Source organism: Halopenitus persicus, assembly GCF_002355635.1.
Taxonomy (GTDB): Archaea; Halobacteriota; Halobacteria; order Halobacteriales; family Haloferacaceae; genus Halopenitus; species Halopenitus persicus_A.
Window position 1 is genome coordinate 1959870 of the sequence record NZ_AP017558.1, and the last position, 20917, is coordinate 1980786.

The 20917-nt window shown below is 66.8% G+C and carries 20 protein-coding genes and 1 tRNA gene; 10 read left to right on the forward strand and 11 right to left on the reverse strand.

Annotated elements, in window-relative coordinates; genetic code table 11:
* The first annotated feature begins 200 nt into the window (after positions 1 to 200).
* From CPZ00_RS09535 to CPZ00_RS09545, 3 genes are all read left to right on the forward strand, one after another.
* Entirely contained in the window at positions 201 to 791 is a 591-nt protein-coding gene (locus CPZ00_RS09535) for a 50S ribosomal protein L15e (RefSeq protein WP_096390672.1), read from the forward strand.
* 143 nt (positions 792 to 934) lie between these two features.
* Entirely contained in the window at positions 935 to 1747 is an 813-nt protein-coding gene (gene ubaA / locus CPZ00_RS09540) for an SAMP-activating enzyme E1 (RefSeq protein ID WP_096390673.1), read from the forward strand.
* A gap of 109 nt (positions 1748 to 1856) precedes the next feature.
* Complete coding sequence (locus CPZ00_RS09545; protein ID WP_096390674.1) at positions 1857 to 2813, forward strand: succinylglutamate desuccinylase/aspartoacylase family protein; 957 nt, start codon at positions 1857 to 1859, stop codon at positions 2811 to 2813.
* 54 nt (positions 2814 to 2867) lie between these two features.
* Here the strand turns inward: CPZ00_RS09545 and CPZ00_RS09550 are convergent, their stop codons facing one another.
* The gene (locus tag CPZ00_RS09550; protein ID WP_096390675.1) at positions 2868 to 4298 is read right to left on the reverse strand and encodes a tRNA(Ile)(2)-agmatinylcytidine synthase; all 1431 of its coding nucleotides are present in this window, start codon (positions 4296 to 4298) and stop codon (positions 2868 to 2870) included.
* Positions 4299 to 4452: 154 nt separating this feature from the next.
* On the opposite strand from CPZ00_RS09550, the gene CPZ00_RS09555 reads away from it, so the two are divergent.
* The gene (locus tag CPZ00_RS09555) at positions 4453 to 5427 is read left to right on the forward strand and encodes a transcriptional regulator (protein WP_096390676.1); all 975 of its coding nucleotides are present in this window, start codon (positions 4453 to 4455) and stop codon (positions 5425 to 5427) included.
* Between the two features lie 56 nt (positions 5428 to 5483).
* Here the strand turns inward: CPZ00_RS09555 and CPZ00_RS09560 are convergent, their stop codons facing one another.
* The 5 genes from CPZ00_RS09560 to CPZ00_RS09580 all read right to left on the reverse strand — a co-directional run bounded on the left by CPZ00_RS09560 (position 5484) and on the right by CPZ00_RS09580 (position 9567).
* Positions 5484 to 5738: a glutathione S-transferase N-terminal domain-containing protein gene (locus tag CPZ00_RS09560; RefSeq protein ID WP_096390677.1), complete on the reverse strand. Its 255-nt coding sequence runs from the start codon at positions 5736 to 5738 to the stop codon at positions 5484 to 5486.
* 128 nt (positions 5739 to 5866) lie between these two features.
* Complete coding sequence (locus tag CPZ00_RS09565; protein WP_096390678.1) at positions 5867 to 7246, reverse strand: NCS2 family permease; 1380 nt, start codon at positions 7244 to 7246, stop codon at positions 5867 to 5869.
* A gap of 120 nt (positions 7247 to 7366) precedes the next feature.
* The gene (locus CPZ00_RS09570) at positions 7367 to 8080 is read right to left on the reverse strand and encodes a phosphoribosyltransferase family protein (RefSeq protein WP_096390679.1); all 714 of its coding nucleotides are present in this window, start codon (positions 8078 to 8080) and stop codon (positions 7367 to 7369) included.
* A gap of 107 nt (positions 8081 to 8187) precedes the next feature.
* Positions 8188 to 9030: a polyprenyl synthetase family protein gene (locus CPZ00_RS09575; protein WP_096390680.1), complete on the reverse strand. Its 843-nt coding sequence runs from the start codon at positions 9028 to 9030 to the stop codon at positions 8188 to 8190.
* 57 nt (positions 9031 to 9087) lie between these two features.
* Entirely contained in the window at positions 9088 to 9567 is a 480-nt protein-coding gene (locus CPZ00_RS09580) for an RNA-binding protein (protein WP_096390681.1), read from the reverse strand.
* A gap of 138 nt (positions 9568 to 9705) precedes the next feature.
* Between CPZ00_RS09580 and CPZ00_RS09585 the strand changes: the two genes are divergently transcribed.
* The 6 genes from CPZ00_RS09585 (at position 9706) to CPZ00_RS09610 (ending at position 14925) form a co-directional block, all read left to right on the forward strand.
* Entirely contained in the window at positions 9706 to 11001 is a 1296-nt protein-coding gene (locus tag CPZ00_RS09585; RefSeq protein WP_096390682.1) for a ribonuclease catalytic domain-containing protein, read from the forward strand.
* Positions 11002 to 11140: 139 nt separating this feature from the next.
* The gene (locus tag CPZ00_RS09590; RefSeq protein ID WP_157744219.1) at positions 11141 to 11305 is read left to right on the forward strand and encodes a hypothetical protein; all 165 of its coding nucleotides are present in this window, start codon (positions 11141 to 11143) and stop codon (positions 11303 to 11305) included.
* A 91-nt stretch (positions 11306 to 11396) separates the two neighbouring features.
* Positions 11397 to 11882, forward strand: a complete 486-nt coding sequence (locus tag CPZ00_RS09595; protein WP_096390684.1) for a DUF2062 domain-containing protein — start codon at positions 11397 to 11399, stop codon at positions 11880 to 11882.
* 125 nt (positions 11883 to 12007) lie between these two features.
* Positions 12008 to 12319 carry a hypothetical protein gene (locus CPZ00_RS09600; protein ID WP_096390685.1) on the forward strand — a complete coding sequence of 104 codons (312 nt, stop codon included), beginning with the start codon at positions 12008 to 12010 and terminating at the stop codon, positions 12317 to 12319.
* A gap of 231 nt (positions 12320 to 12550) precedes the next feature.
* Positions 12551 to 13723 (forward strand): poly-gamma-glutamate biosynthesis protein PgsC/CapC, encoded by a 1173-nt coding sequence (locus tag CPZ00_RS09605; RefSeq protein ID WP_096390686.1) that lies wholly within the window; start codon positions 12551 to 12553, stop codon positions 13721 to 13723.
* Between the two features lie 62 nt (positions 13724 to 13785).
* Positions 13786 to 14925, forward strand: a complete 1140-nt coding sequence (locus CPZ00_RS09610) for a Mur ligase (RefSeq protein WP_233255066.1) — start codon at positions 13786 to 13788, stop codon at positions 14923 to 14925.
* A gap of 425 nt (positions 14926 to 15350) precedes the next feature.
* On the opposite strand, the gene CPZ00_RS09615 is transcribed toward CPZ00_RS09610, so the two are convergent.
* From CPZ00_RS09615 to CPZ00_RS09635, 5 genes are all read right to left on the reverse strand, one after another.
* Positions 15351 to 15422, reverse strand: a tRNA-Ala gene (locus CPZ00_RS09615).
* Positions 15423 to 15589: 167 nt separating this feature from the next.
* On the reverse strand, positions 15590 to 15898 hold the full coding sequence (gene rpsJ / locus CPZ00_RS09620; protein ID WP_021073576.1) for a 30S ribosomal protein S10: 309 nt from the start codon (positions 15896 to 15898) through the stop codon (positions 15590 to 15592).
* A 3-nt stretch (positions 15899 to 15901) separates the two neighbouring features.
* The gene (gene tuf, locus CPZ00_RS09625) at positions 15902 to 17167 is read right to left on the reverse strand and encodes a translation elongation factor EF-1 subunit alpha (protein ID WP_096390688.1); all 1266 of its coding nucleotides are present in this window, start codon (positions 17165 to 17167) and stop codon (positions 15902 to 15904) included.
* Positions 17168 to 17352: 185 nt separating this feature from the next.
* A complete protein-coding gene (locus tag CPZ00_RS09630; RefSeq protein WP_096390689.1) occupies positions 17353 to 18234 on the reverse strand; it encodes a thioesterase family protein in 882 nt (293 codons plus the stop codon).
* Positions 18235 to 18503: 269 nt separating this feature from the next.
* Positions 18504 to 20693 carry an elongation factor EF-2 gene (locus tag CPZ00_RS09635; RefSeq protein WP_096390690.1) on the reverse strand — a complete coding sequence of 730 codons (2190 nt, stop codon included), beginning with the start codon at positions 20691 to 20693 and terminating at the stop codon, positions 18504 to 18506.
* Positions 20694 to 20917 lie beyond the last annotated feature (224 nt).

Here is a 20917-nt window from a genome sequence, read left to right on the forward strand (position 1 = left end):
GGCGATCCACCGTGTGAGAACCTCACACCGCCGACTGCCGACCGACGTTTTTAAGCGAATCCGTCCGGAAGGAACGACAACTCGCTGGGACGGACCTCCAGCGGGCACCCGCCGCCCGGCCGACGCCGGCCGGGGACGGGACGAAATGTGGTCCCGCGGCGTCGTCGCGGGGCTGAATCGCAAGCGTCCGTGGACAACCCATGGCACGAAGCTTCTACTCGCACATCAAGGACGCCTGGCAGTCCCCCAAGGAGGGGAAACTCGCCGAGCTCCAGTGGCAGCGCAAGCAGGAATGGCGCGAACAGGGCGCGATCGAGCGGATCGAGCGCCCCACCCGCCTCGACAAGGCCCGCGAACTCGGCTACAAGGCCAAGCAGGGCGTCGTCGTCGCCCGCGTGAGCGTCCGCAAGGGCGGCTCGCGCAAGCAGCGCTTCACGGCCGGCCGCCGGTCGAAGCGCCAGGGCGTCAACCGGCTCTCCCGCCGGAAGTCGATCCAGCGGATCGCCGAGGAGCGCGCCTCGCGGAAGTTCCGCAACCTGCGCGTGCTCAACTCCTACTGGGTCGGCGAGGACGGCTCCCAGAAGTGGCACGAGGTGATCCTGGTGGACCCGAACCACCCCGCGATCGAGAACGACGACGACCTGAACTGGATCTGCGAGGACCAGCACCGGGGTCGGGCGTTCCGCGGACTCACCTCCGCCGGCACCAAGGGCCGCGGCCAGCGCACGCGCGGCAAGGGTACCGAGCACACGCGACCGTCGATCGGCGGCGACCGACGTCGCGGCAAGTAAGCGCCGACACGTCGGCGCCCGATCGACCGTTTTTCGACCGACTCGTCCCGTCCGGCAGCCACCGCGCCGGCATCCCGCTCGGTCGCGTTGACGGGCCGTGTCCGGCCCCGTAGCCTTATGCCCGTCACCGGCCAACGTCGGGTATGAGCCTCTCGCTGGACGCGACACAGCTGGACCGCTACTCCAGACACATCATTCTGGACGAGGTCGGCCCCGAGGGTCAGAGCCGGCTGCTCGAGGGCGACGCGCTCGTGGTCGGCGCGGGCGGACTCGGCGCGCCGGTCATCCAGTATCTCGCCGCCGCGGGCGTGGGGACGATCGGGATCGTCGACGACGACGTGGTCGAGCGGTCGAACCTCCAGCGGCAGGTCATCCACGCCGACGCCGACGTCGGCGAGCCGAAGGTCGAGTCGGCCCGCCGGTACGTCGAGGCGCTCAACCCCGACGTCGACGTCGAGACCCACGAGATCCGTCTCGACGCGGCCAACGCGCGCGAACTGGTGGCGGGTCGCGACGTGATCGTCGACTGCTCGGACAACTTCCGAACCCGATACCTCGTCAACGACGCCGCCCGGCTGGAGTCGGTCCCGGTCGCCCACGGCGCGATCTACAAGTTCGAGGGCCAGGCCACGACGCTGCTGCCCGAGGGTCCGTGTTATCGGTGTCTGTTCCCGGAGGCACCGGAGCCGGGAACCGTCCCCGACTGCGCCTCCACGGGCGTTCTCGGCGTCCTTCCCGGAACGGTCGGCTGCATCCAGGCGACCGAGGCGGTCAAGGTCCTGCTCGACTCGGGCGAGCCGCTGGCGGGACGAATGCTGTTCTACGACGCGATGGAGATGACCTTCGAGACGGTCGAGTACGCGCGAAATCCCGGCTGCCCGGTCTGTGGGGATGAGGCGATCGAGACGATGGAGGGCATCGACTACTCGGGCGGCTGCGCGATCGAGGCGGACTAGCGGCGCCGGCCCCCGCCAGCTGTTTCCGCTCCCGACCGCGGAGCCCCGTCGCGGATCGAGCCCGTCCCGGATCGAACCGGTTTAGGCGGGGCCGGTCGTGGCTACGGTAATGCTCACGCTCGGAACGGCGAGCGCGGCCCCGGGTGAGGCGGCGACGGGGCGGCTCGAGGTCGGCGAGGCGCGCGACGGCTCGCCCGTCCGACTGCCGGTGGCGGTCATCAACGGTGCCGACGACGGGAAGACGCTCTACCTGCAGGCCGTCAGCGACGGGGACGAGCTCAACGGGCTCGGCGTCGTCAACCGCGTCGTCCCCCGGATCGACCCCACGGCCCTGTCCGGGGCCGTTCTCGTCGTGGGGATCGTCAACTACTACGGCTTCCAGGCCGCCGAACACCGGAACCCGATCGACGACACGAAGACGAACCGGGCGTACCCCGGCAGCGCGAACGGGACGACCTCCGAACGGATCGCCCACGCCACCTTCGACGCGGCGACGCGCGCCGACCTGATCCTCGACCTTCATCAGGGGTCGACGAGCCGAATGATCGACGAGGTCCGCGTCCGGTGTGGCCCCAGACATCGCCTGCACGGCGACTGCCTCCGGCTCGCGAAGGTCTTCGGCTGCGGCTACGTCCTCGACCAGAAGGGCCCGGACGGACAGCTCGCCCGGATCGCCCCCAACAAGGGAATCCCGACGGTCGATCCCGAGCTCGGCGGCTGCGTCGGCTGGGACGAGGAGTCGATCCGGAAGGGCGTCGAGGGCGTCTTCAACGTCCTCGGCTACTACGGCTTCCTCGACCGGGAGGTGTCCGTCGTCAAGCAGACGCGCGCTCGCGGCTTCGAGCAGTACCGCTCGCCGTCCGGGGGGCTTGTTCACTTCGAGCGCGAGCTCGGCGAGCGCGTCTCGGTCGGGGACGTCCTCTTCGAGGTGACCGGGGTCTTCGGCGACCAGCGCGCCCGCGTGACCGCCGACAGCGACGGGATCTTCTGGCGGTCGCGCCGGCTCCCGCAGGTCGCGGCCGGCGAGTACGTCTGCTCGGTCGGAACGAACCTCGCGACGTACTGATCGTCCCCGCCGGATTCGCTCCGTCCGACGCGTTCCGTTTCGGGTGGATCGGACTCATCGCTCGGGATGGACCGGTGCGTCGAACTCGCCACGGACCAACGGCTTGGCCACGTGGCGACGGGCACACGGCGGCACCTCGTACCAGCCCGGCTCGAGGTCCCGGTCGATCCGCCGCGTCTCCTTTCCGGGCGCATCGGTTCCACAGTCCCGACACCGGTAGCCCTGCCCGCGGCCCGCCGAGGACATCGAGCGGCCGCAATCGGGACACGTCGGCGTGACGCGTTCGGTCCGGACGAGCGCTCGAACCGCGAACTTCTCGAGCTTGATCGTCCGATCGGGCGCGTTCGCGTCCCCCTCCCGGCCGGCCGCGACCTCCCCACAGACGGTGATCCGGTCGCCGGGTCGGAGGGCGCGAACGCGGTCCCGGAACCGCTCGGTCGGGGCGAAGGCGGCCGCCAGCAGGCGGTCGCGGTCGTCGTCCGCTTCCGCTCCCGCTTTCGTTTCTGCTCCCGCTTCCGGCGCGGCGAGCTCGAGGAACACGTGGCCGCCGCGTCGCGTCTCGGGCACGGTCGCGACCGCGCAGTCCACGCGGTAGCCGGCACCGGCACGGAGCGACCCGATCTCGCCCGTTCGGAGATGCGCGTCGGTTCCCTGGTTCGTCAGGAACGTCGTCGCCCGATCGACCGGTTCCGAGTCGATCCGCTCCGCGACCGCGCGACACGCGTCGGGGTCGTCGCCGCGGATCCCGTAGAGGATCGGGCCGGGCGCGTTCGGGACGCAGACGGCCGCGTCGGTGCCGCGGTCGACGGTGTCCCAGACCGTCGGATAGCCGGCGTCGGCGGCGGTGAACACCGAGTCGTGGTCGACCGACCGCGGGGTGCCACAGCGGTCGAACTCGCGATAGGCGATGTGTTCGTGGGTCCACTCCTCGAAGGCGGCGGCCGCCCCGACGGCCGCCAGCGCGCCGATCCGCCCCCGTCCCTCGACCGGACACCCCTCGGCGGCGAAGCCGGCGTGGCGGAGGCCGTGCTCCTCGATCAGCGAGATCGCGTCCGCCAGGTCGTAGCGTCGCCGCAACGCGCCGCGGGCGAACTCGGCGATCGGGTTCGGGATGGCGGCCGCTGCAGGGAGCGGATTCGGGACGGCGTTCGCTTCGTCGGTCGGATCCGGGGCATCCGCCTCGACCTCCGGCGAGACGTCGGCGACGACGACGCCGGGGGAGGTCCGCGGGTCCTCGCCGATCGACCACTCGCGGATCGCGGCGGTAGCGATCTCGAGCGCCCGATCCGGCTCGAGGTCGGTATGGAGCGCGAGCGCGGCGTTGCCGCGAGTCTTGTGTTTCACGGCGGGATTGAGCCGGACCAGCAGCCGCCGATGTACCGTCGCGCCCGTCGCCTCGATCCGCTCGGCGACGCGGGTCGCGAGATAGGTCGTACACATCCCGTGGGACCGGGAGTCGGTGTCGTCGAGGCCGACGATGGTCACGGGCGCAGTTCGCCCCGAACGAATAAGCCGGTTTCGCGGTCGGAGTGATATTTAAAAGGCTTCGCCGGGTCACCAGAAAACCACCCGATGGCGGCGTCCCTGTGGTCGTCCCGCCGGCACAACGTATTTACGTGGTGAGAGGGTATTCACGAATATGTCACGGGCAGCCTTGATCGGCAACCTCACGGCGATGCTGGAGGACGCCTCGTTCCTCGTCAGCGATCGCTGTGCGGTCCGCCCGAAGAGCTTCGACCTCGCGGCCCGGCGCGGCGAGGACCTACTGCTCTTGAAGATCCTGGGGAACATCGACGCGCTCGACGCGGAGACGGGCGCGGAGATGCGCCGGCTCGGGGAGTACCTCGACGCCACCCCGATGGTGATCGGGATGCGGACGCGCGACGAGGACCTCAAGCCCGGCGTCGTCTACTTCCGCCACGGCGTTCCGGTGCTCAACCCCGACACGGCCTACGACCTCTTCGTCGAGGAGGTCCCTCCGCTCATCTACGCGGCCCCGGGCGGCCTCTACGTCAGCCTCGACGGCGACCTGCTGGCTGACGAGCGCGAGGAGCGCGGCTGGTCGCTCGGACGGCTCGCCACGGAGCTGGGCGTCTCCCGCCGGACCGTTTCGAAGTACGAGGACGGGATGAACGCCTCCGTCGAGGTCGCGATCCAGCTCGAGGAGCTGTTCGACCAACCGTTCTCGAGTCCCGTCGAGGTGCTGGAGGGCGCCGAGGACGTTCGCGAGGCCGACCCGACGCCGTCCCCGCCGGACGCCGACCCCGACGACGAGCACGTCCTCCACGTGCTCACCGCGGCCGGGTTCACCGTTCATCCGACCTCGCGGGCGCCGTTCAAGGCGGTCTCGGAGTCCGAGGACGACCGCCCGGAGATGCGCGTGCTCACCGGCCACTCGCCGTTCACCGAGGCGGCCGAGAAGCGCGCCCGCATCATGTCCTCGATCGGGACGGTCGCACAAACGCGGTCCGTCTACTTCACCGAGAACCGCCGAAAGCGCGAGCGGGTCGACGGCACCGGGCTCGTCTCCTGTGAGGAGCTCGCGGAGATGAACGACCCCGACGCGATCCGCGAGCTGATCGAGGAGCGCGCCGAGAAGCCGGCCGAGGCCTGAAGCGCTCGCGTTGCGGTTTTCGTTCCCCGTTCGGCCGACCGGACCGATCGTCCGGTTCAGGCCGCCGCGCCGTACGTCTCTTCGAGATACTCGACGATGTCGTCGCTTTCCGGCATTCCCTCGACGTCGTGGTCCTCGTCGACGAGCACGGGCACGCCGGTCTGTCCGCTTACCGCCTCGACCTCCTCGCGCTCGGCGTGCGACTGCGGCACCATCCGCGATTCGTACTTCAGATCGAGGTCGGCGAGCTTCTCCTTGACCTTCGCGCAGTACGGACACCCTTCGAGTTCGTAGAGGATGATGTTCGACATCGACGAAGGATACGTGCGCCAGCAAATTAAGGTCGTGGTGTGTGTGTTCCGCAGGCCCACGGGCGCGGGTCGGGATCGAGCGCGAGGATAGTGGCGGAGACTGCGCTGATCCGGTCGTTCGTCCGGGCCTAGAGGATCACGCCGCTCGTCTGGAGGACGTAGTAGGCGGCCACCAGGACGGCGAGGACGTACTGTCCGGGCGAGACGTCGCCGGGCTCGCCGACGGCGAGCTTGATGATCGGGTAGGCGACGATGCCGGCGGCCAGGCCGTCGGCGATCGAGTAGGCGAACGGCATCACGGTGACCGTGAGCCCCGCCGAGACGGTCCACGCGGGATCGCTCCAGTCGACCTCGGTGAGCCCCTGCAGCATCATCACGCCGACGACGACCAGCGCGATGAAGGAGGCGTATCCGGGAATCGCGGCGACGACGGGGATCACCACGAGGGACGCCAGAAAGCAGAGCGCGACGACGAGTGCGGTGAGTCCGGTTCGACCGCCCTCCTCGACGCCGGTTGAGGACTCGATGTAGGTGGTCACCGTCGAGGTGCCGACCATCGCGCCGACCGTTGTTCCGACCGCGTCGGCCATCAGCGGCTTGTCCATCTCGGGAAGGTCGCCGTCCTCGTCGAGGAAGTCGCCGTACTGCGAAACGCCGATCAGCGTGCCGGCGGTGTCGAAGAAGTCGACGAAGAAGAAGGTGAACACGACCAACACGAAGGTGAGCGGTTCGATCTCGGCGAATCCGTCCACGAACGCGCCCGCAAGCGGCGTGATGTCGTACTGCGCTGCGGGCAACGTCTCGGGCGTGATGGCGCCGCGTTCGAAGGCACCGGCGAACGTCAGGCCCCAGCCGACCAGCGACGTCGCGAGGATCCCGAGGACGATCGATCCGGTGATACCGCGGGCCCACAGGGCGAAGGTAAGAACGAGTCCGAAGACGCCGAGGATCGCCCACGGATTGCCGAAGACGCCGCCGAGGGTGACGAGCGTCGCCTCGTCGGGGACGACGATCTGCAGCTCCTGGAGCCCGATGAACAGCAGGAACAGCCCGATCCCGGCGCCGACCGCACGCTTGACCGGCTCCGGGAAGAGCTGGATCACGTACTTGCGCGCTCCGACGAGCGTGAGCAGCATGAAGACCACGCCCTCGACGAACACCGCCGCGAGCGCCGTCTGCCACGGGATGCCGAGCCCGAGGACGACCGAGAACGCGAAGAAGGCGTTGAGCCCCATGCCGGGCGCGAGGCCGAACGGCCGGTTGGCGTACAGCGCCATCACCAGCGTCGCGGCCGCGGAGGCGAGGACCGTCGCGATCGCGATCATCTGGACGACCTCGAAGAACTCGTACCCGGGTATCTGGATCGCCTCCGCCAGAATGAACGGGTTGACGACGATGATGTACGACATCGCGAGGAACGTGGTGATCCCCGCGATCAGTTCCGTCTTGACGTCGGAGCCCCGTGCCGCGACGTCGAACCGGTCGGCGAGCGTTTCCGTGAGTCCCATTGGATGATTGTGCGTCTCTCACGGTTGGATTATAAGGGTTACTGATAGTGTTGATCACGGACGTGGATACAACGACGGTGAAACCACTGCGAGACGCTCGAAGCAGGTGAGTGACTCGGACTACTCGACCGTCTCGAGCGCCCCCACCGGCGCGTCGGTGATCCCGCGGGCGCGGTCGAGTCCCTCCTCGCCGACCGCGATGAGCGCGAAGACGCCGGTGACCTCGGCGTCGGCCTGGAGCGCGATGTCCAACAGCAGCTCCTGGGTCTCGCCCGACCGGATGAGGTCGTCGACGATGAGGACGGTCTCCCCGGCGTCGATCGCGCTGGCCGGCAGGTAGTAGGTCAGCTCGATGCCGGACGCGAGCCGCTGTCGGGATTCGATGAACTCCTCGACGGCGGTTTCCTTCGACTTCTTCGCGTACGCGAGCCGGGCGTCGAAGAAGGACGCCATCGCCGCGCCGAGGGTGATTCCGTCCGTCGCGGCCGTCAGGACCACGTCCGGCGTCTCGAAGGCGAACGATTCGGCGGCCACCGGCGCGACCAGATCCAGAAACGACTGATCGAAGACGACGGCCGAGTTGTCGACGTAGCCCTCCTCGTCGAAGGCGATCCGCGACTGCAGCTCGTCCGCGAGGGCGTCGTGGCCGACGCCGTTGACGATCTCGCGGGCGCGGTCGGGACCCGGGAGGACGTGTCCGTTGACGTAGCGGTTCAGGTCCCCCGCCGGCAGGCCCGTCGTCTCGGCCAGCTCGTCGTAGGTCCGGGGGCGTTTCAACATCCGGAGCACGGCGACCGCCTGCAGCTGGAGGGCTGCCTTCTCTGCACGGTTCATAGAGTCGATCGTAAATGCGTATGTATGAATATATCGATATTAAAAACCAAGTAGATATTCACGAACGTGGTACACTCGCGGCCGCTCGGTCGACGCCGGCGGCTCGTCTATCGCTCGCGGACGACCACGAACTCGGCGAGGTCGCGGAGGTACTGCATCGCCTCGGTGTCGGGGAGATCGGTCGCATCGAGCGCCTCGAGGGCGGCGTCGGACTGCGCACGCGCCTCCTGGGTCGCCTCCGCGGGACTGAGTCGGGTGACCTGCACCACCGACGGGCGGTCCATCTCGGCGTCCTGGCCGGTCGGCTTGCCCAGCGAGTCGGGGTCGGCCGTCGTGTCGAGAACGTCGTCGCGCATCTGGAAGGCGACGCCGACGCGCTCGGCGTACTCGCCGAACGACTCGACGACGAAGGGGTCTGCCTCGGCGGCGACGGCGCCGAGCTCGGCCGCCGCGCGGAACAGCGCGCCGGTCTTGCGACGCGCGAGCGTCTTGTATTCCGCCTCGTCGGTCGGGCGATCGACGAGCTCCGTGGCCTCGCCCTCGCCGAGCTCGACCATCGCCTCCGCGACGATCCCCATCGCCCGTTCGTTCGACGAGAACAGCGCGAACGCCTCGCCGAGCAGGCCGTCGGAGGCGACGATCGCCGGGCCGTAGCCGTATTCGGCCCACGCTGAGGGCGTCCCGCGCCTGACGTCCGAGCGGTCGATGATGTCGTCGATGACCAGCGAGGCGTTGTGCACGAGCTCGATCCCGGCGGCGAAATCGACCGCTGCGTCCGGGTCGCCGCCGACGGCCTCGCAGGCGAGGATCGTCACCGCCGGCCGCACCCGCTTGCCGCCCGCGAGAACGACGTGTTCGAGTTCGTCGGCGAGCTCCGGGGGATCGACCGCCGCGAGGACCTCCTCGATCCGCTCGTCGACGAGCGTGACCCGCCGTTCCAGGTACTCCATCGGCCATATAACTGTTCCCCCTGCGCAAAGGTGTGACGGTCCGGGCCGTGTCCCGGATTAGGGTTCGAACTCGTAGAGATCGTCCCCGACGTGGTGGACCGACTCGACGACCTTTCCCTCCTCGCCGACCATCTCCGGGCCGTCGACGAGCGCGCGGCCGATCGCGAGCACCTTCCCGTGGGTCTCCTCGGCGATCGCGACCAGGTCGCCGGCCTCGACGTCGGGATCGGCCTCGACGATCCCCGGTCGCATCACGTCCGCCCCGTTCGAGACGAACGAGATCGCGCCCGCGTCGACCGTGACGACCCCGGAGTCGGGGTTGGTCTCGTTGGCGCCGCGAACCGTCACGAACGGTTCCTCGTCGGTGTAGAACACCAGCGGCTCCCCGTCGACGAGCACGAGGTCGAACGCGGAGTCGGTCAGCTCGACGAGCTCGAAGGCGTCCCCGTCGATCTCGACGCCGAGCCCGTCGGCCAGCGCCGCCCGGATCTCGTCGATGGCGTCGCTTCGGAGGTGGTGGCGGGATTTCACCTGCATACCATCGGGTGCGGCGGGCACGCGCATAAATCGTCCCCATTCGAAACCGGCGTTCGGTCCGTCCGGGATCGGCGACCCGACCCACCCCGCGCCACCGACCCCGACACGCCTTTCTACCCGACACGCGTTGTGTCGCGTATGTCACCGGACGCGCAGTCGGAGTCGGACGACGAGGAGGGGCCCGTTCGGGTCACGGAGGAGTTGGCCCGGCACATGGCGAACAAACGCGAGGAGCTCTTCGAGGAGTTCGGGATCCGCGACGAGTTCCCCGCCGAGGTCCTCTCGGAGGCAAAAGCCCGCACGGAGGACGTCGGATCGGAGATCCAGGCGGAGATCGACGAGCGCGAGGACCTCCGGGATCTGACGACCTGGACGACCGACCCGGTCGATGCGCAGGACTTCGACGACGCCATCTCGATCCGACGCGAGGAGGACGCCTACCGGCTGTGGGTCCACATCGCCGACGTCACCCACTACGTGACCCCCGAGACGTCGATGTGGGAGGAAGCCGTCAAGCGGTGTAACACGGTCTACCTCCCCGGTTATACGGTTCATATGCTGCCGCCGATCCTCGCGGAGACGGTCTGTTCGCTCGTCCCCCAGGAGGACCGGCTCGCCCACACCGTCGAGATGGAGATCGACGACGAGACGCTCTCCTTCGAGGACGTCGACATCTACAAGTCCGTCATCAACTCCGACGAGCGGCTCACCTACTCGGAGTGTGAGAACCGCCTCGAGGACGAGGACGCGCCGTTGCACGACGAGAACGTGCTCGCGTTCGAGCTGGCCGACCGGATGCACGAACAGCGCAAGGCGGACGGCTCGCTCGTGTTGAACCCCCGCCGCGACCGGGCGCACACGATCATCGAGGAGTCGATGCTCAAGGCGAACAAGGCCGTCACGCACACGCTGATGTGGGACCGCGGCGTCGAGGCGATGTACCGCGTCCACCCGCAGCCGACCCCTGACCAGTGGAACGACGCGCTGCGGGAGATCCAGGAGCTCGACTCCGTGTCGATCCCGGGATCCTCCTGGGACGATCCGCGAAAGGCCGTCAACGCCGCCCTCGAGCAGTCGCCCGACCGCCAGCTCAACAAGATCCAGCGGGCCGTCCTCAAGGTGATGCCGCGCGCCAAGTACATGAACGACCCCTTCGGCGGCCACCACGCGCTCAACTTCGACATCTACGGCCACTTCACCTCGCCGATCCGGCGGCTCTCCGACCTGATCAACCACTGGATCGTCCACACGAACGACGTCCCCGAGACGCTGATCAAGCTCTGTGACCGCGCCTCGGATAACCAGAAGGACGGCGAGACCGCCGAGCGGCTCTACAAGCAGTTCCTCCAGGAGGTCGGCGTCGACCCCTACGCGGTCAACAACCGCGGCGTGGAGGTCGTCGAGGATCCCGACGAGGCCGAGTACGGCGTGTGACGGAGCGGATCGAGGAAGCGGTTCGCACCGAACGAGCCGACTGCTGCGGCCGGTTCCGCCATCCCCGCGCCGGTGCGACCCTTTCACCCTCTCGGCCGAAGGTATATGTCGGATGCGCCGCCTCGTTCGGACGAGACCGATGATCGCGGATACTCGGGCCAGTTCGAAGAAGCTCATCGCCGTCCTGCTTGCCGGCGTGGTGTTGGTTACCCTCCTGGTCGTCGTGGCCGTCGTCCTCGGCGCCGCCGAGCGGTCCATCGACGGAGTCATCGGCGTTTCGGTGGCACTCACGGCGACGGCCTGACATCCCACGTGTTCCCGTCCGCCGTCCGCGCCGAAGCATTCCGCCGTCCGCGCCGAAGCATTGATACGGACACCCACGGTACGGGACGGTGATGATTCGGGGACGGGTCGCCGACGCCCGCGATCGGGTACGGTCGCGGCTGGAGGCCGCCTTCATCGAGGACCACTCGCCGCGGGAGGTCGCGTTCAGCTTCAGCCTCGGCGTCTTCATCACCGCCCTGCCGACGCTGGGGTTCGGCGTCGCCGTCTTCCTCGCGCTGGCGTACCTCTTCAAGCAGCTGAGCAAGATCGCCCTGTTCGCGTCGGTCATCGTCCTCAACCCGGCCGTGAAGTGGGGCGTCTACGGGACGAGCTACTGGCTGGGTCGGCGCCTGCTCGGTCCGATCCCCACGGACGCCGTGGGTACGTTCACCCCGATCGCGGGGTCACACCACCTGCTCCGGCTCTGGGTGGGGAACCTGGTCCTCGCCGTCGTCTTCGCCGTGATCGCCTACGCGATCGCGCTCCGGCTGGTGCACGCGTTCCGCCGCCGCGAAGCCGACCGCGAGTCGCTCCCGATCGACGTCGAGCCGAAGTGACGACCGGTTTCGTCACGACGGCCGACCCGGTCCGGACGAAAAGATTCCACGCTATCCGGCGATCACGACCTCGTCTCGAACGGGTTCGGGTCATCATTGAAGTATGCCAGGCCCGTTGCTCCGGTATGATCGACACGAAACGGCTGCTTGAGCGGCTCTCGAGCGAGCGGGGTGCGGACTTCGAGTTCGAACCGACCCCGTCGGCGGCGGCGATCCGCGAGGCCGTTCGGTCGCTACAGGCGGAGGGTCTCTGTGGTCGTCGCGTCGTGGAACAGCGGCTCGGCCCCTACTTCCTCGCCAGCGATCAGCACGGACAGCGCGAGCTCGACCTCCTCGAGGAGATCGTCGAGGAGGAGTACGCCGACCGAAACGTCTGCGTCCGGACCCGCAGCGCCGAGTGTAGCCGGCTCCGTGGCGGATGTCGCGGCGCACGGTGAGCAACCATCGGCGCCAATCACCATCTTCGACCCATCTGCGGACCATCGTTTGCTCCGCTCACTCGACTCAGGGATGGAGGAGGGAGGTGCCGCGGCCACCTGATCGAGTGACGACACGTTGGTCACCGAGGGTCGAGGGAATCAACCCCGGACGGATCGAACCGGAAGTAGTGTCACTAGAATAACAACAACCTTTATTCACCCAACACCGGTAGCCAGTCGTATCGAGTTGTGATCGTTGCCAGCACCTTATCGGTACTCGGGTTTTTCCTGACCGCTGCTGTCACACAGACCAAGGGCCTCCGGCTCGGCGGTTCGATACTCATCCCGACGCTGGTCGTATACGCTCTCAAAGACTTCACGACGCTTCCGGTGTTCGTCGTCAGTACCGTCGTCGCCTACCTCATCCTCTGGCAAGCTAAAGAGCGTACGCTCGTGTACGGCCGGGACGAATTTCTCGTCGCGCTCGCAGCCGGGTCGCTGGTTCCGATCGCCGGCTACTTCCTCCTCTTGACGATCTACCCCGCGTTCCTCGAAGTCAATCCGCTCGTGTTCGTCGGCAGCATTCTCCCCGGACTCGCGGCCTACAACGTCGCACAGACGAAGCCCGAGTACCGACGGCAGGATCTACGATACACTGCCGGGCTCATAGTCGGTCTCATCCTTCTCGGGGCGGTTCTGATCAACCCGTGGACTGCGCGCCTCCTCGGTGATGCGACGCCGCTGGTCCTGTTCGCACGGACGTCGGATATCGCCGTCCTCACCGGGTCAGTCGTCGAGGGCTTCCTGGCTCCGAACATTGCGATTCGAACGGACATCGTGCTGTTCTTCGTGGTCGGAATGGCGCTCTCGGAACTCGTCCGTCGGGAGTTCGGCATCCGGATCGGTATCATCTCGATGGCTCTGATAGCACTCTTCTCGCTCGTCAGCCGCTGGCTGCTGGTCCTGTTTCTCCTCTCGTTCGTCGTCTCGCTCGTTGCAGTCTGGATCGTCCACCGTACGACGCTGCTCTACGGTCGCGTCCTCATCAGTATCGGGTGTGGGATCGGGACGCTGGCCGCGCTTGGATTCGCCACGCAACTGCCGATCATCCGAGGGTTCTCGGCATTGTTCGTCGGCGTCATCGCTGGCGTCGATGCCTACGCCGTCCACGTGACACCACCGCTGGAACGCCGCCAGCAACCGTTCCTGGCCGTTGCGGTGTTTCTCGGAATGCTGCTGCTTCTCCGGGTCTTTATCGATCCCTTCCGTCGCGGCGTCCTCCAGGAATTCACCACGGTCCATCTGCTCATCGGAAGCGCCGTCATTCTGGTCTGTCTCGGCATTGCGTACCGATTGCGGATCCCGAAACCTGATGACGAGGACATCCTTTCGGCATCGGTTCTCTCCGGAGGTGACGGATAATGGGATGGTTTGAACGTAGTCGGTTGTCCTACGGCGGGAAACTGCTTCCGAGTGCCGGTGTGATGGACGGTGTCCGCTCGTTTTTCACCAGGGGGAAGAAACACCGACAACTCCTTGCAGATGCGGACGTACGGATCGGCGTTTCGGGCATTCGAGGAAAATCATCGACCGCCAAGCGGTTCGGCGAGATTCTACACGAGCGGGGCTACGATACGTATACGAAGATCACCGGTGACCGGCCGACCTCCTACACCAACGGCCGAATGACCGCGATCCAGCGGCGCGGACCACGCGTGACGCTGTACGAGAACATCAATCTCGTTCAGGAGTTCGTGCCCCAGCTTGCGAGTACGATGCCTGATGATGCCATCATTATGGAGAACCAGGCGATCACCGAATACACGATGCGGATGGTCAACGAACAGTTTCTCAGACCCGATATCCTGGTTTTCTGTAACGTTCGTCAGGACCACAACGACACGCTCGGCAAGCGACGGCAAACGATCGCTCGCTCGTTCGCCAGATCGGTACCGGAGGGGTGTCACGTCATCAACGGCGAGCAACACGGCGTCATTCACGAGTACCTCACGGAGGAAATCGAAGCACGAGGGGCCACGATCGAACAGGTGGACGTCCCCGACCGTCATCGTGACCTCATCGGCGCCGAGACGGTCCACGCACTGAATCACATTCTGGACTATCTTGACGAACCACCCTTGCCGGATGCTGAACTCCAGACGATGCTCGATGACATCCAGCCGGAATGGACCGAGCTACCGGGAGGTCGCGTGTTTAACGGAGCCAAAGTCAACGAAATCGAGAGTACCGAACTGTTCCGCCGGCAGTTGGTCGGCACGGGTGACGACGCTGAGCTGGTCTGTCCGTTCGTGTTCCTTCGTCACGACCGCCGTGGTCGGACTGCATCGTTCGTCGAGTACATCAACATCCTCGCCGACCGCGACCTCATCGACAGCGTTCACGTCGGTGGGTCGTATACCGGCGTCTTCGCGCAACGCGTGTCCGTTCCAGCGACGGAGCACGATACCGATGCAACGAGCGCAAGCGAGGTCCTCGATCGACTGCTTGCGACGAACCAGCCGGTGATATTTATGGCGAACACCGTCCATCCGTTTATGCGAGACCTCGCCGACGAGGTGGAGTTCCGGGAGCGCGGTGGGCCAGCGCCGCTTCCGAATTATTGATGCTATCGGCTCTCGCTTCCGAAGGATGCTCGACACCCGGTGGTTCGAACCGAACCCAGACGATATGCTTCGATCGTTGTCCGTGACGGCCAGTATTCACATCCGCGTTCGCTATCGCGAACGCTCTGCTTGACGTTTCCTCACCGCGTTGAAAAACGGACTCGCGGGGGTCCCGCGAGCGACCGTCGGGAGCGAGGGGGACCACGCGAGGGAACGAGGCGAGCGAAGCGAGCCGAATGGACTCGCGGTGATTTGAACCGAAACCGGACGTGCTCGCTGTGTGCGACCGGTCGGGTTCAAATCTCCACCCGGCATTCTCGTTCCCTCGAAAACTCGGTCGCTCCGATGGACTCGCGGGGTCCCCGTGAGCGAAGCGAACGGGGGCACGCGAGGGAACGACTGAACGAACGAAGTGAGTGAAGGAGTGGACTCGCGGGGATTTGAACCCCGGGCCTCTTCCTTGCGAAGGAAGCGATCTGCCACTGATCTACGAGCCCGCCGACATCAATACTCAGCCGACCGCCGTACTTGTACCTTACTTTTCGCGGGCTCCGTGGTACGGGCCACCGATCGGACGAGCAACGTGACCGCCGTCACGCCGGTCGCGCCGCTGGTCGACGCGAAAAACGAAAGAAACTGCGGCGCGCGAGAATGCGCCCTAGCGCTAGTCCTCGAGTACGATCTCGATGCTGACGTCGTTCGGCACCTGGATGCGCATCAGCTGGCGAAGCGCCCGCTCGTCCGCGTCGATGTCGATCAGACGCTTGTGAACGCGCATTTCCCAGTGTTCCCACGTCGCCGTGCCTTCTCCGTCCGGCGACTTTCGGGACGGGATCTCCAGCGTCTTCGTCGGCAGCGGGATCGGACCCGACAGGGAGACTCCCGTCGAGTCCGCGATCTCGCGGACGTCGTCGCAGATGTCGTCGAGGTCCTCGGGGCGGGTGCCGGCGAGGCGGACGCGTGCCTGCTGCATCGATTATCGCTCGTTGACGTCCAGCACCTTGCCGGCCGCGATGGTCTGACCCATGTCACGGATGGCGAAGCTGCCGAGCTCCGGAATCTCGCCGGACGGCTCGATGCTGAGGGGCTTTTGCGGACGTACGGTGACGACTGCGGCGTCGCCGGACTTGATGAAGTCCGGGTTCTCCTCGGCGACTTCGCCCGAGGACGGGTCGATCTTCTGGTCGATCGACTCGATCGTACACGCGACCTGCGCCGTGTGGGCGTGGAAGACCGGCGTGTACCCGGCGGTGATGACGCTCGGGTGCTGCATCACGACGACCTGGGCCTGGAAGGTCTCGGCGACCGTCGGCGGGTCGTCCGCGGGGCCACAGACGTCGCCGCGGCGGATGTCGTCCTTGCCGATGCCGCGGACGTTGAACCCGACGTTGTCGCCGGGCTCGGCCTTCGGCACTTCCTCGTGGTGCATCTCGACCGTCTTCACCTCGCCGCCGACGTCCGACGGCTGGAAGGAGACGTTGTCGCCCGTGTTGAGGACGCCGGTCTCGATCCGTCCGACCGGGACGGTCCCGATGCCGGAGATCGTGTAGACGTCCTGGATCGGAAGCCGCAGCGGCGCGTCCGTCGGCGGCTCGGACTCCGGCAGGTTGTTGAGGGCCTCAAGGAGGATCTCGCCGTCGTACCAGTCCGTGTTCTCGGACTCGTCGGCGATGTTGTCGCCCTCGAACGCCGAGATCGGGATGTACTTGGCGTCGTCCGCGTTGAAGCGAACCTGGTTGAGCAGGTCCTGAACCTCGGACTTGACCTCCTTGTACGTGGACTCCTCGTAGTCGACGAGGTCCATCTTGTTCACGCCGATGATGAGCTCGTTGATGCCCAGCGTGCGGGCCAGGAAGACGTGCTCGCGTGTCTGGGGCGCGACGCCGTCGTCAGCCGCGACGACGAGGACGGCGTTGTCGGCCTGGGAGGCGCCCGTGATCATGTTCTTCACGAAGTCACGGTGACCCGGACAGTCGACGATGGTGAAGTAGTACTGGTCCGTGTCGAACTCCTGGTGGGCGATGTCGATCGTGACGCCACGCTCGCGCTCCTCGGCGAGGTTGTCCATCACGTAGGCGAACTCGAACCCGCCCTTGCCCTTCTCTTCGGCTTCCTCGCGGTGCTGCTCGATGACGTGCTCGGGGACGCTCCCCGTCTCGTAGAGGAGTCGGCCCACGAGCGTACTCTTGCCGTGGTCGACGTGGCCGATAATGGCCAGATTCTGGTGCGGTTTGTCACTCATGGGGTAATCACGCGCTAAGGCGCTCTGTGAGGATGTTTTCGTGTGATTCCACTAAAACGGTTTCGATACGGACTACGGCCGATCTGGCGCCGTCTGGCGGTTTGTGCCGAGTTGGCATATGGGTTGATCGTGGCGTCTCGCGATCGAAGGCCGCGAGAACGCGTCAGCGTCCGCGGCGGAGACGGCTAGGCGGATCGGAACGGCTCGAGGGCGTCGGCTTCGAACGCGACGCGCTCCCCCGAGCGGTCGAAGCAGCCGTACTCCGTGACGCCCTCGATGCTCGGCGTGCCGTCGCTGAGCAGGGTGTGTTCGATGCGGACCGCACGGTCGTCGACCGCGCGGACGTCCGACTCGACCTGCAGGGTGGACTCGAAGGGTACCGGTGACGTGAACTCCCAGCGCCAGTCCGCGAGCCGGAACGGCTGTCGGTCCCCGCTCAACGCGGCGCGGCTCGTTCCCGCGTCCTCCAGGAACGCCTCGAGCGCGGCGTCGGCGAAGCTCGGATACTCCTCGAAGTACGCCAGCTCCGACCCCTCGATGTGGGGGCTTCGAATCGGGAACGACGCGCTGAAGCTCGGGAGCGCGTCCGCCGCCTCCGCCGCCGCACCGTCGCCGGCTCCGTCGGCTTTCATCCTCGGCGCGTCGGGACCGACGGCCGGGTCCCGGTCGACGAGCCGGTCCGCGAAGGCCTCCCGCGTCGCGTCCGGTAGCTCGAGCGCGCCGCCCTCGGGCGCGATCGTGACGTGCGTGATCCGCCCGGTCGCCACCGGCTCGCCGTCGCCGTCGGTCATCTCGTAGACGAGTTCGACGCTCGAGTTGCCGACGTCTACGGGAACGGTCTCGACCGAGACCGTGTCCTCGAAGGTCGGATAGCGGTGGACCGAGGTGCTGGCGACGACGGGTGCGTAGGGGATCCCGTCGGCCGCGACGATGTCCTGGAACCGGTGTCCGAGCGCCCCGGTGATCTCCTGTGTCGAGATCAGCTCCCAATCGAAGAACAGGGACCCGTGGACGAGGGGCCCGGCCAGTTCGCCGAAGCGGATCGGATGTGAGTCGATCGTTTGCACGGTCGGGTAAACGCGGTCGACACACTACAGCGTTTAGGTTCCGGCGCCCGCTTCGTTCCGGCAGCCGTTTCCTCACGGCAGCCGCTTCCTCACGGCAGCCGCTTCCTCACGGCAGCCGCTTCCTCACGGCAGCCGCTTCCACCCGCGCCGGCCTCGGTCGACGGTCCGCCGACTGATGGCTCTCGGCGGCGAACGCGACGCCGACCCTCATCGAACCGAAAAAGGTCCGCGAACGGAGACCGCGGTGACCGGCGCGTGCCGGTGCGTCGTTAGATGTAGTCGATCGACTGCGGCAGCTCGAGCTTCATTCCCTTGCGCTCGCGAATCTCCATGATCTTCTCGCGCTGGAGGTTGTCGACGAGCACGCGGAAGCCGGCGTTCTCCGTGTTCCAGGAGGCGCGGCCCTCGGTGGCCGAGCGGATGTCGCTCGAGAAGCCGATCATCTCCTCGACCGGCGCGATGCCCTCGACGACCATCAGGTCGCCCTCCTGGTACATGTCGTCGACGCGGCCGCGGCGGCCCTGGATCTCGCCGGAGGCGGCGCCCATGTGCTCGGAGGGGACGTCGATCCGGACGTCCTGGATCGGCTCGAGCAGGCGGACCTCGCCGTCGATGAGCGCACGGTGAACCGCGTCGCGCACCGCCGGGATGACCTGTGCCGGACCGCGGTGGATCGTGTCCTCGTGGAGCTTGGCGTCGTGGAGGCGGAACAGCGCGCCCTGGACCGGCTCGGCGGCGAGCGGGCCGTCGTCGAGGGCCTCCTGGAGCCCCTCGAGAACGAGCTCCATCGTCTCGTTGAGGTGTTGGATACCCTTCGTGTCGTCGATGAGGATGTTGGTCCGGTGGATGTCCTCCACGTTCTGGGAGGTGTCCTTGTCCATTCCGGCCTCCTGCAGCGCCTCACGGCGCTCCAGTTCGGGCATGTCCATCGAGACCTCGCCGAGCTGGATCGCGTCGACGATGTCCTGGTCCATCGGCTCGACCGTGATGTAGAACTTGTTGTGTCGGTTCGGCGACTGCCCCTCGACCTCGCGGGACTCCTCCTGGGGCTGTTCGCGGTAGACGACGATCGGTTCGCCCGTGATGACCGGGATGCCCTGGTTGTCGCGGATCCGCTGGGTGATGACCTCGAGGTGCAGCTCGCCCTGTCCGCTGATCAGGTGCTCGCCGGTGTCCTCGTTGATCTCGATCTGGATGGTCGGATCCTCCTTGGCGACCTGCTGGAGCGTCTCGATGAGCTTCGGCAGGTCGTCCATGTTCTTCGCCTCGACGGACTTCGTGATGACCGGCTCGGAGATGTGTTCGATCGACTCGAACGGCGTCATCTCCACCGAGGAGACCGTGGAACCGGCGATCGCGTCGCGCAGGCCGGTGACCGAAGCGATGTTGCCGGCGGGAACGCGTTCCACTTCCTCGCGTTCCGACCCCATGAAGAGGCCGACGCTCTGGAGGCGGTTCTTGCCGGCCGTCCCGGAGACGTACAGCTCCTGCCCCTTCTCGAGGGTACCGGAGAAGACGCGGCCGGTCGCGATCTCGCCGGCGTGCGGGTCCATCGAGATGTCGGTGACCATGAAGACGACCTCGCCGTCCTCGTCGACGAGCTGCATTGACTCCGCGAGGGCGGAGTCCGGGTCGCCGCGCCAGATGCGCGGGACACGGCGGGGCTGGGCGTCGACCGGGTTCGGGAAGTGCTCACAGACCATGTCGAGCACGACGTCCGAAAGCGGCGTCCGCTCGTGGAGCTCCTCGCGCTTGTCGGCCCGCTCCAGGTCGATGATGTCGCCGAAGTCCATCCCGGTCCGCTGCATCGAGGGCATCGAGACGCCCCACTTGTACAGCGCGGAGCCGAAGCCGACGGTCCCGTCCTCGACGGAAACCGTCCAGTCCTCCGGGATGTCGTCCATGTTCTCCGCCATCCCGCGGATGAGCTCGTTGACGTCGCTGATGACCGCGAGCAGGCGCTCCTGCATCTCCTGGGGGCCCTCCTGGAGCTCGGAGATGAGGCGGTCGACCTTGTTGATGAACAGGGTCGGCTTGACGCCCTCGCGTAGGGCCTGCCGAAGGACCGTCTCCGTCTGGGGCATCGCGCCCTCGACGGCGTCCACGACCACCAGCGCGCCGTCGACCGCGCGCATCGCACGGGTGACGTCGCCGCCGAAGTCGACGTGGCCCGGCGTGTCGATGAGGTTGATGAGGTGGTTGGTGTCGTCGTACTCGTGGGTCATCGAGACGTTCGCCGCGTCGATCGTGATCCCGCGTTCCTGTTCGTCCTCCTTCGTGTCCATCGCGAGCTGCTCGCCTGCCGTGTCCTCGGAGATCATCCCCGCCCCGGCGAGGAGGTTGTCCGAGAGCGTCGTCTTCCCGTGGTCGACGTGAGCGGCGATGGCGATGTTCCGGATGTGCTCCGGATTGTCCATCAGCCGTTCACATTCCTGGACGATTTTCTTGCGTCGGCCCATTATGATGCGTTGTACCGCCAGCGGGGTCAAAAGGGTAGTGTTTCACGTCGGCCGGAGACGGACGTCTCGGCCCGTTTCGGTACGTTTCGTGTTGATCCGACCCACGGGAAGGATGCGGAACGAACCCTGCGGAAGCTCGACGGGGACGTCGCGGTCCGAGACCGAAACCGGCGGTTCACAACCGTCTTCTCGACGGCTCGGATACCACGAAAGCGCTTTAGGGC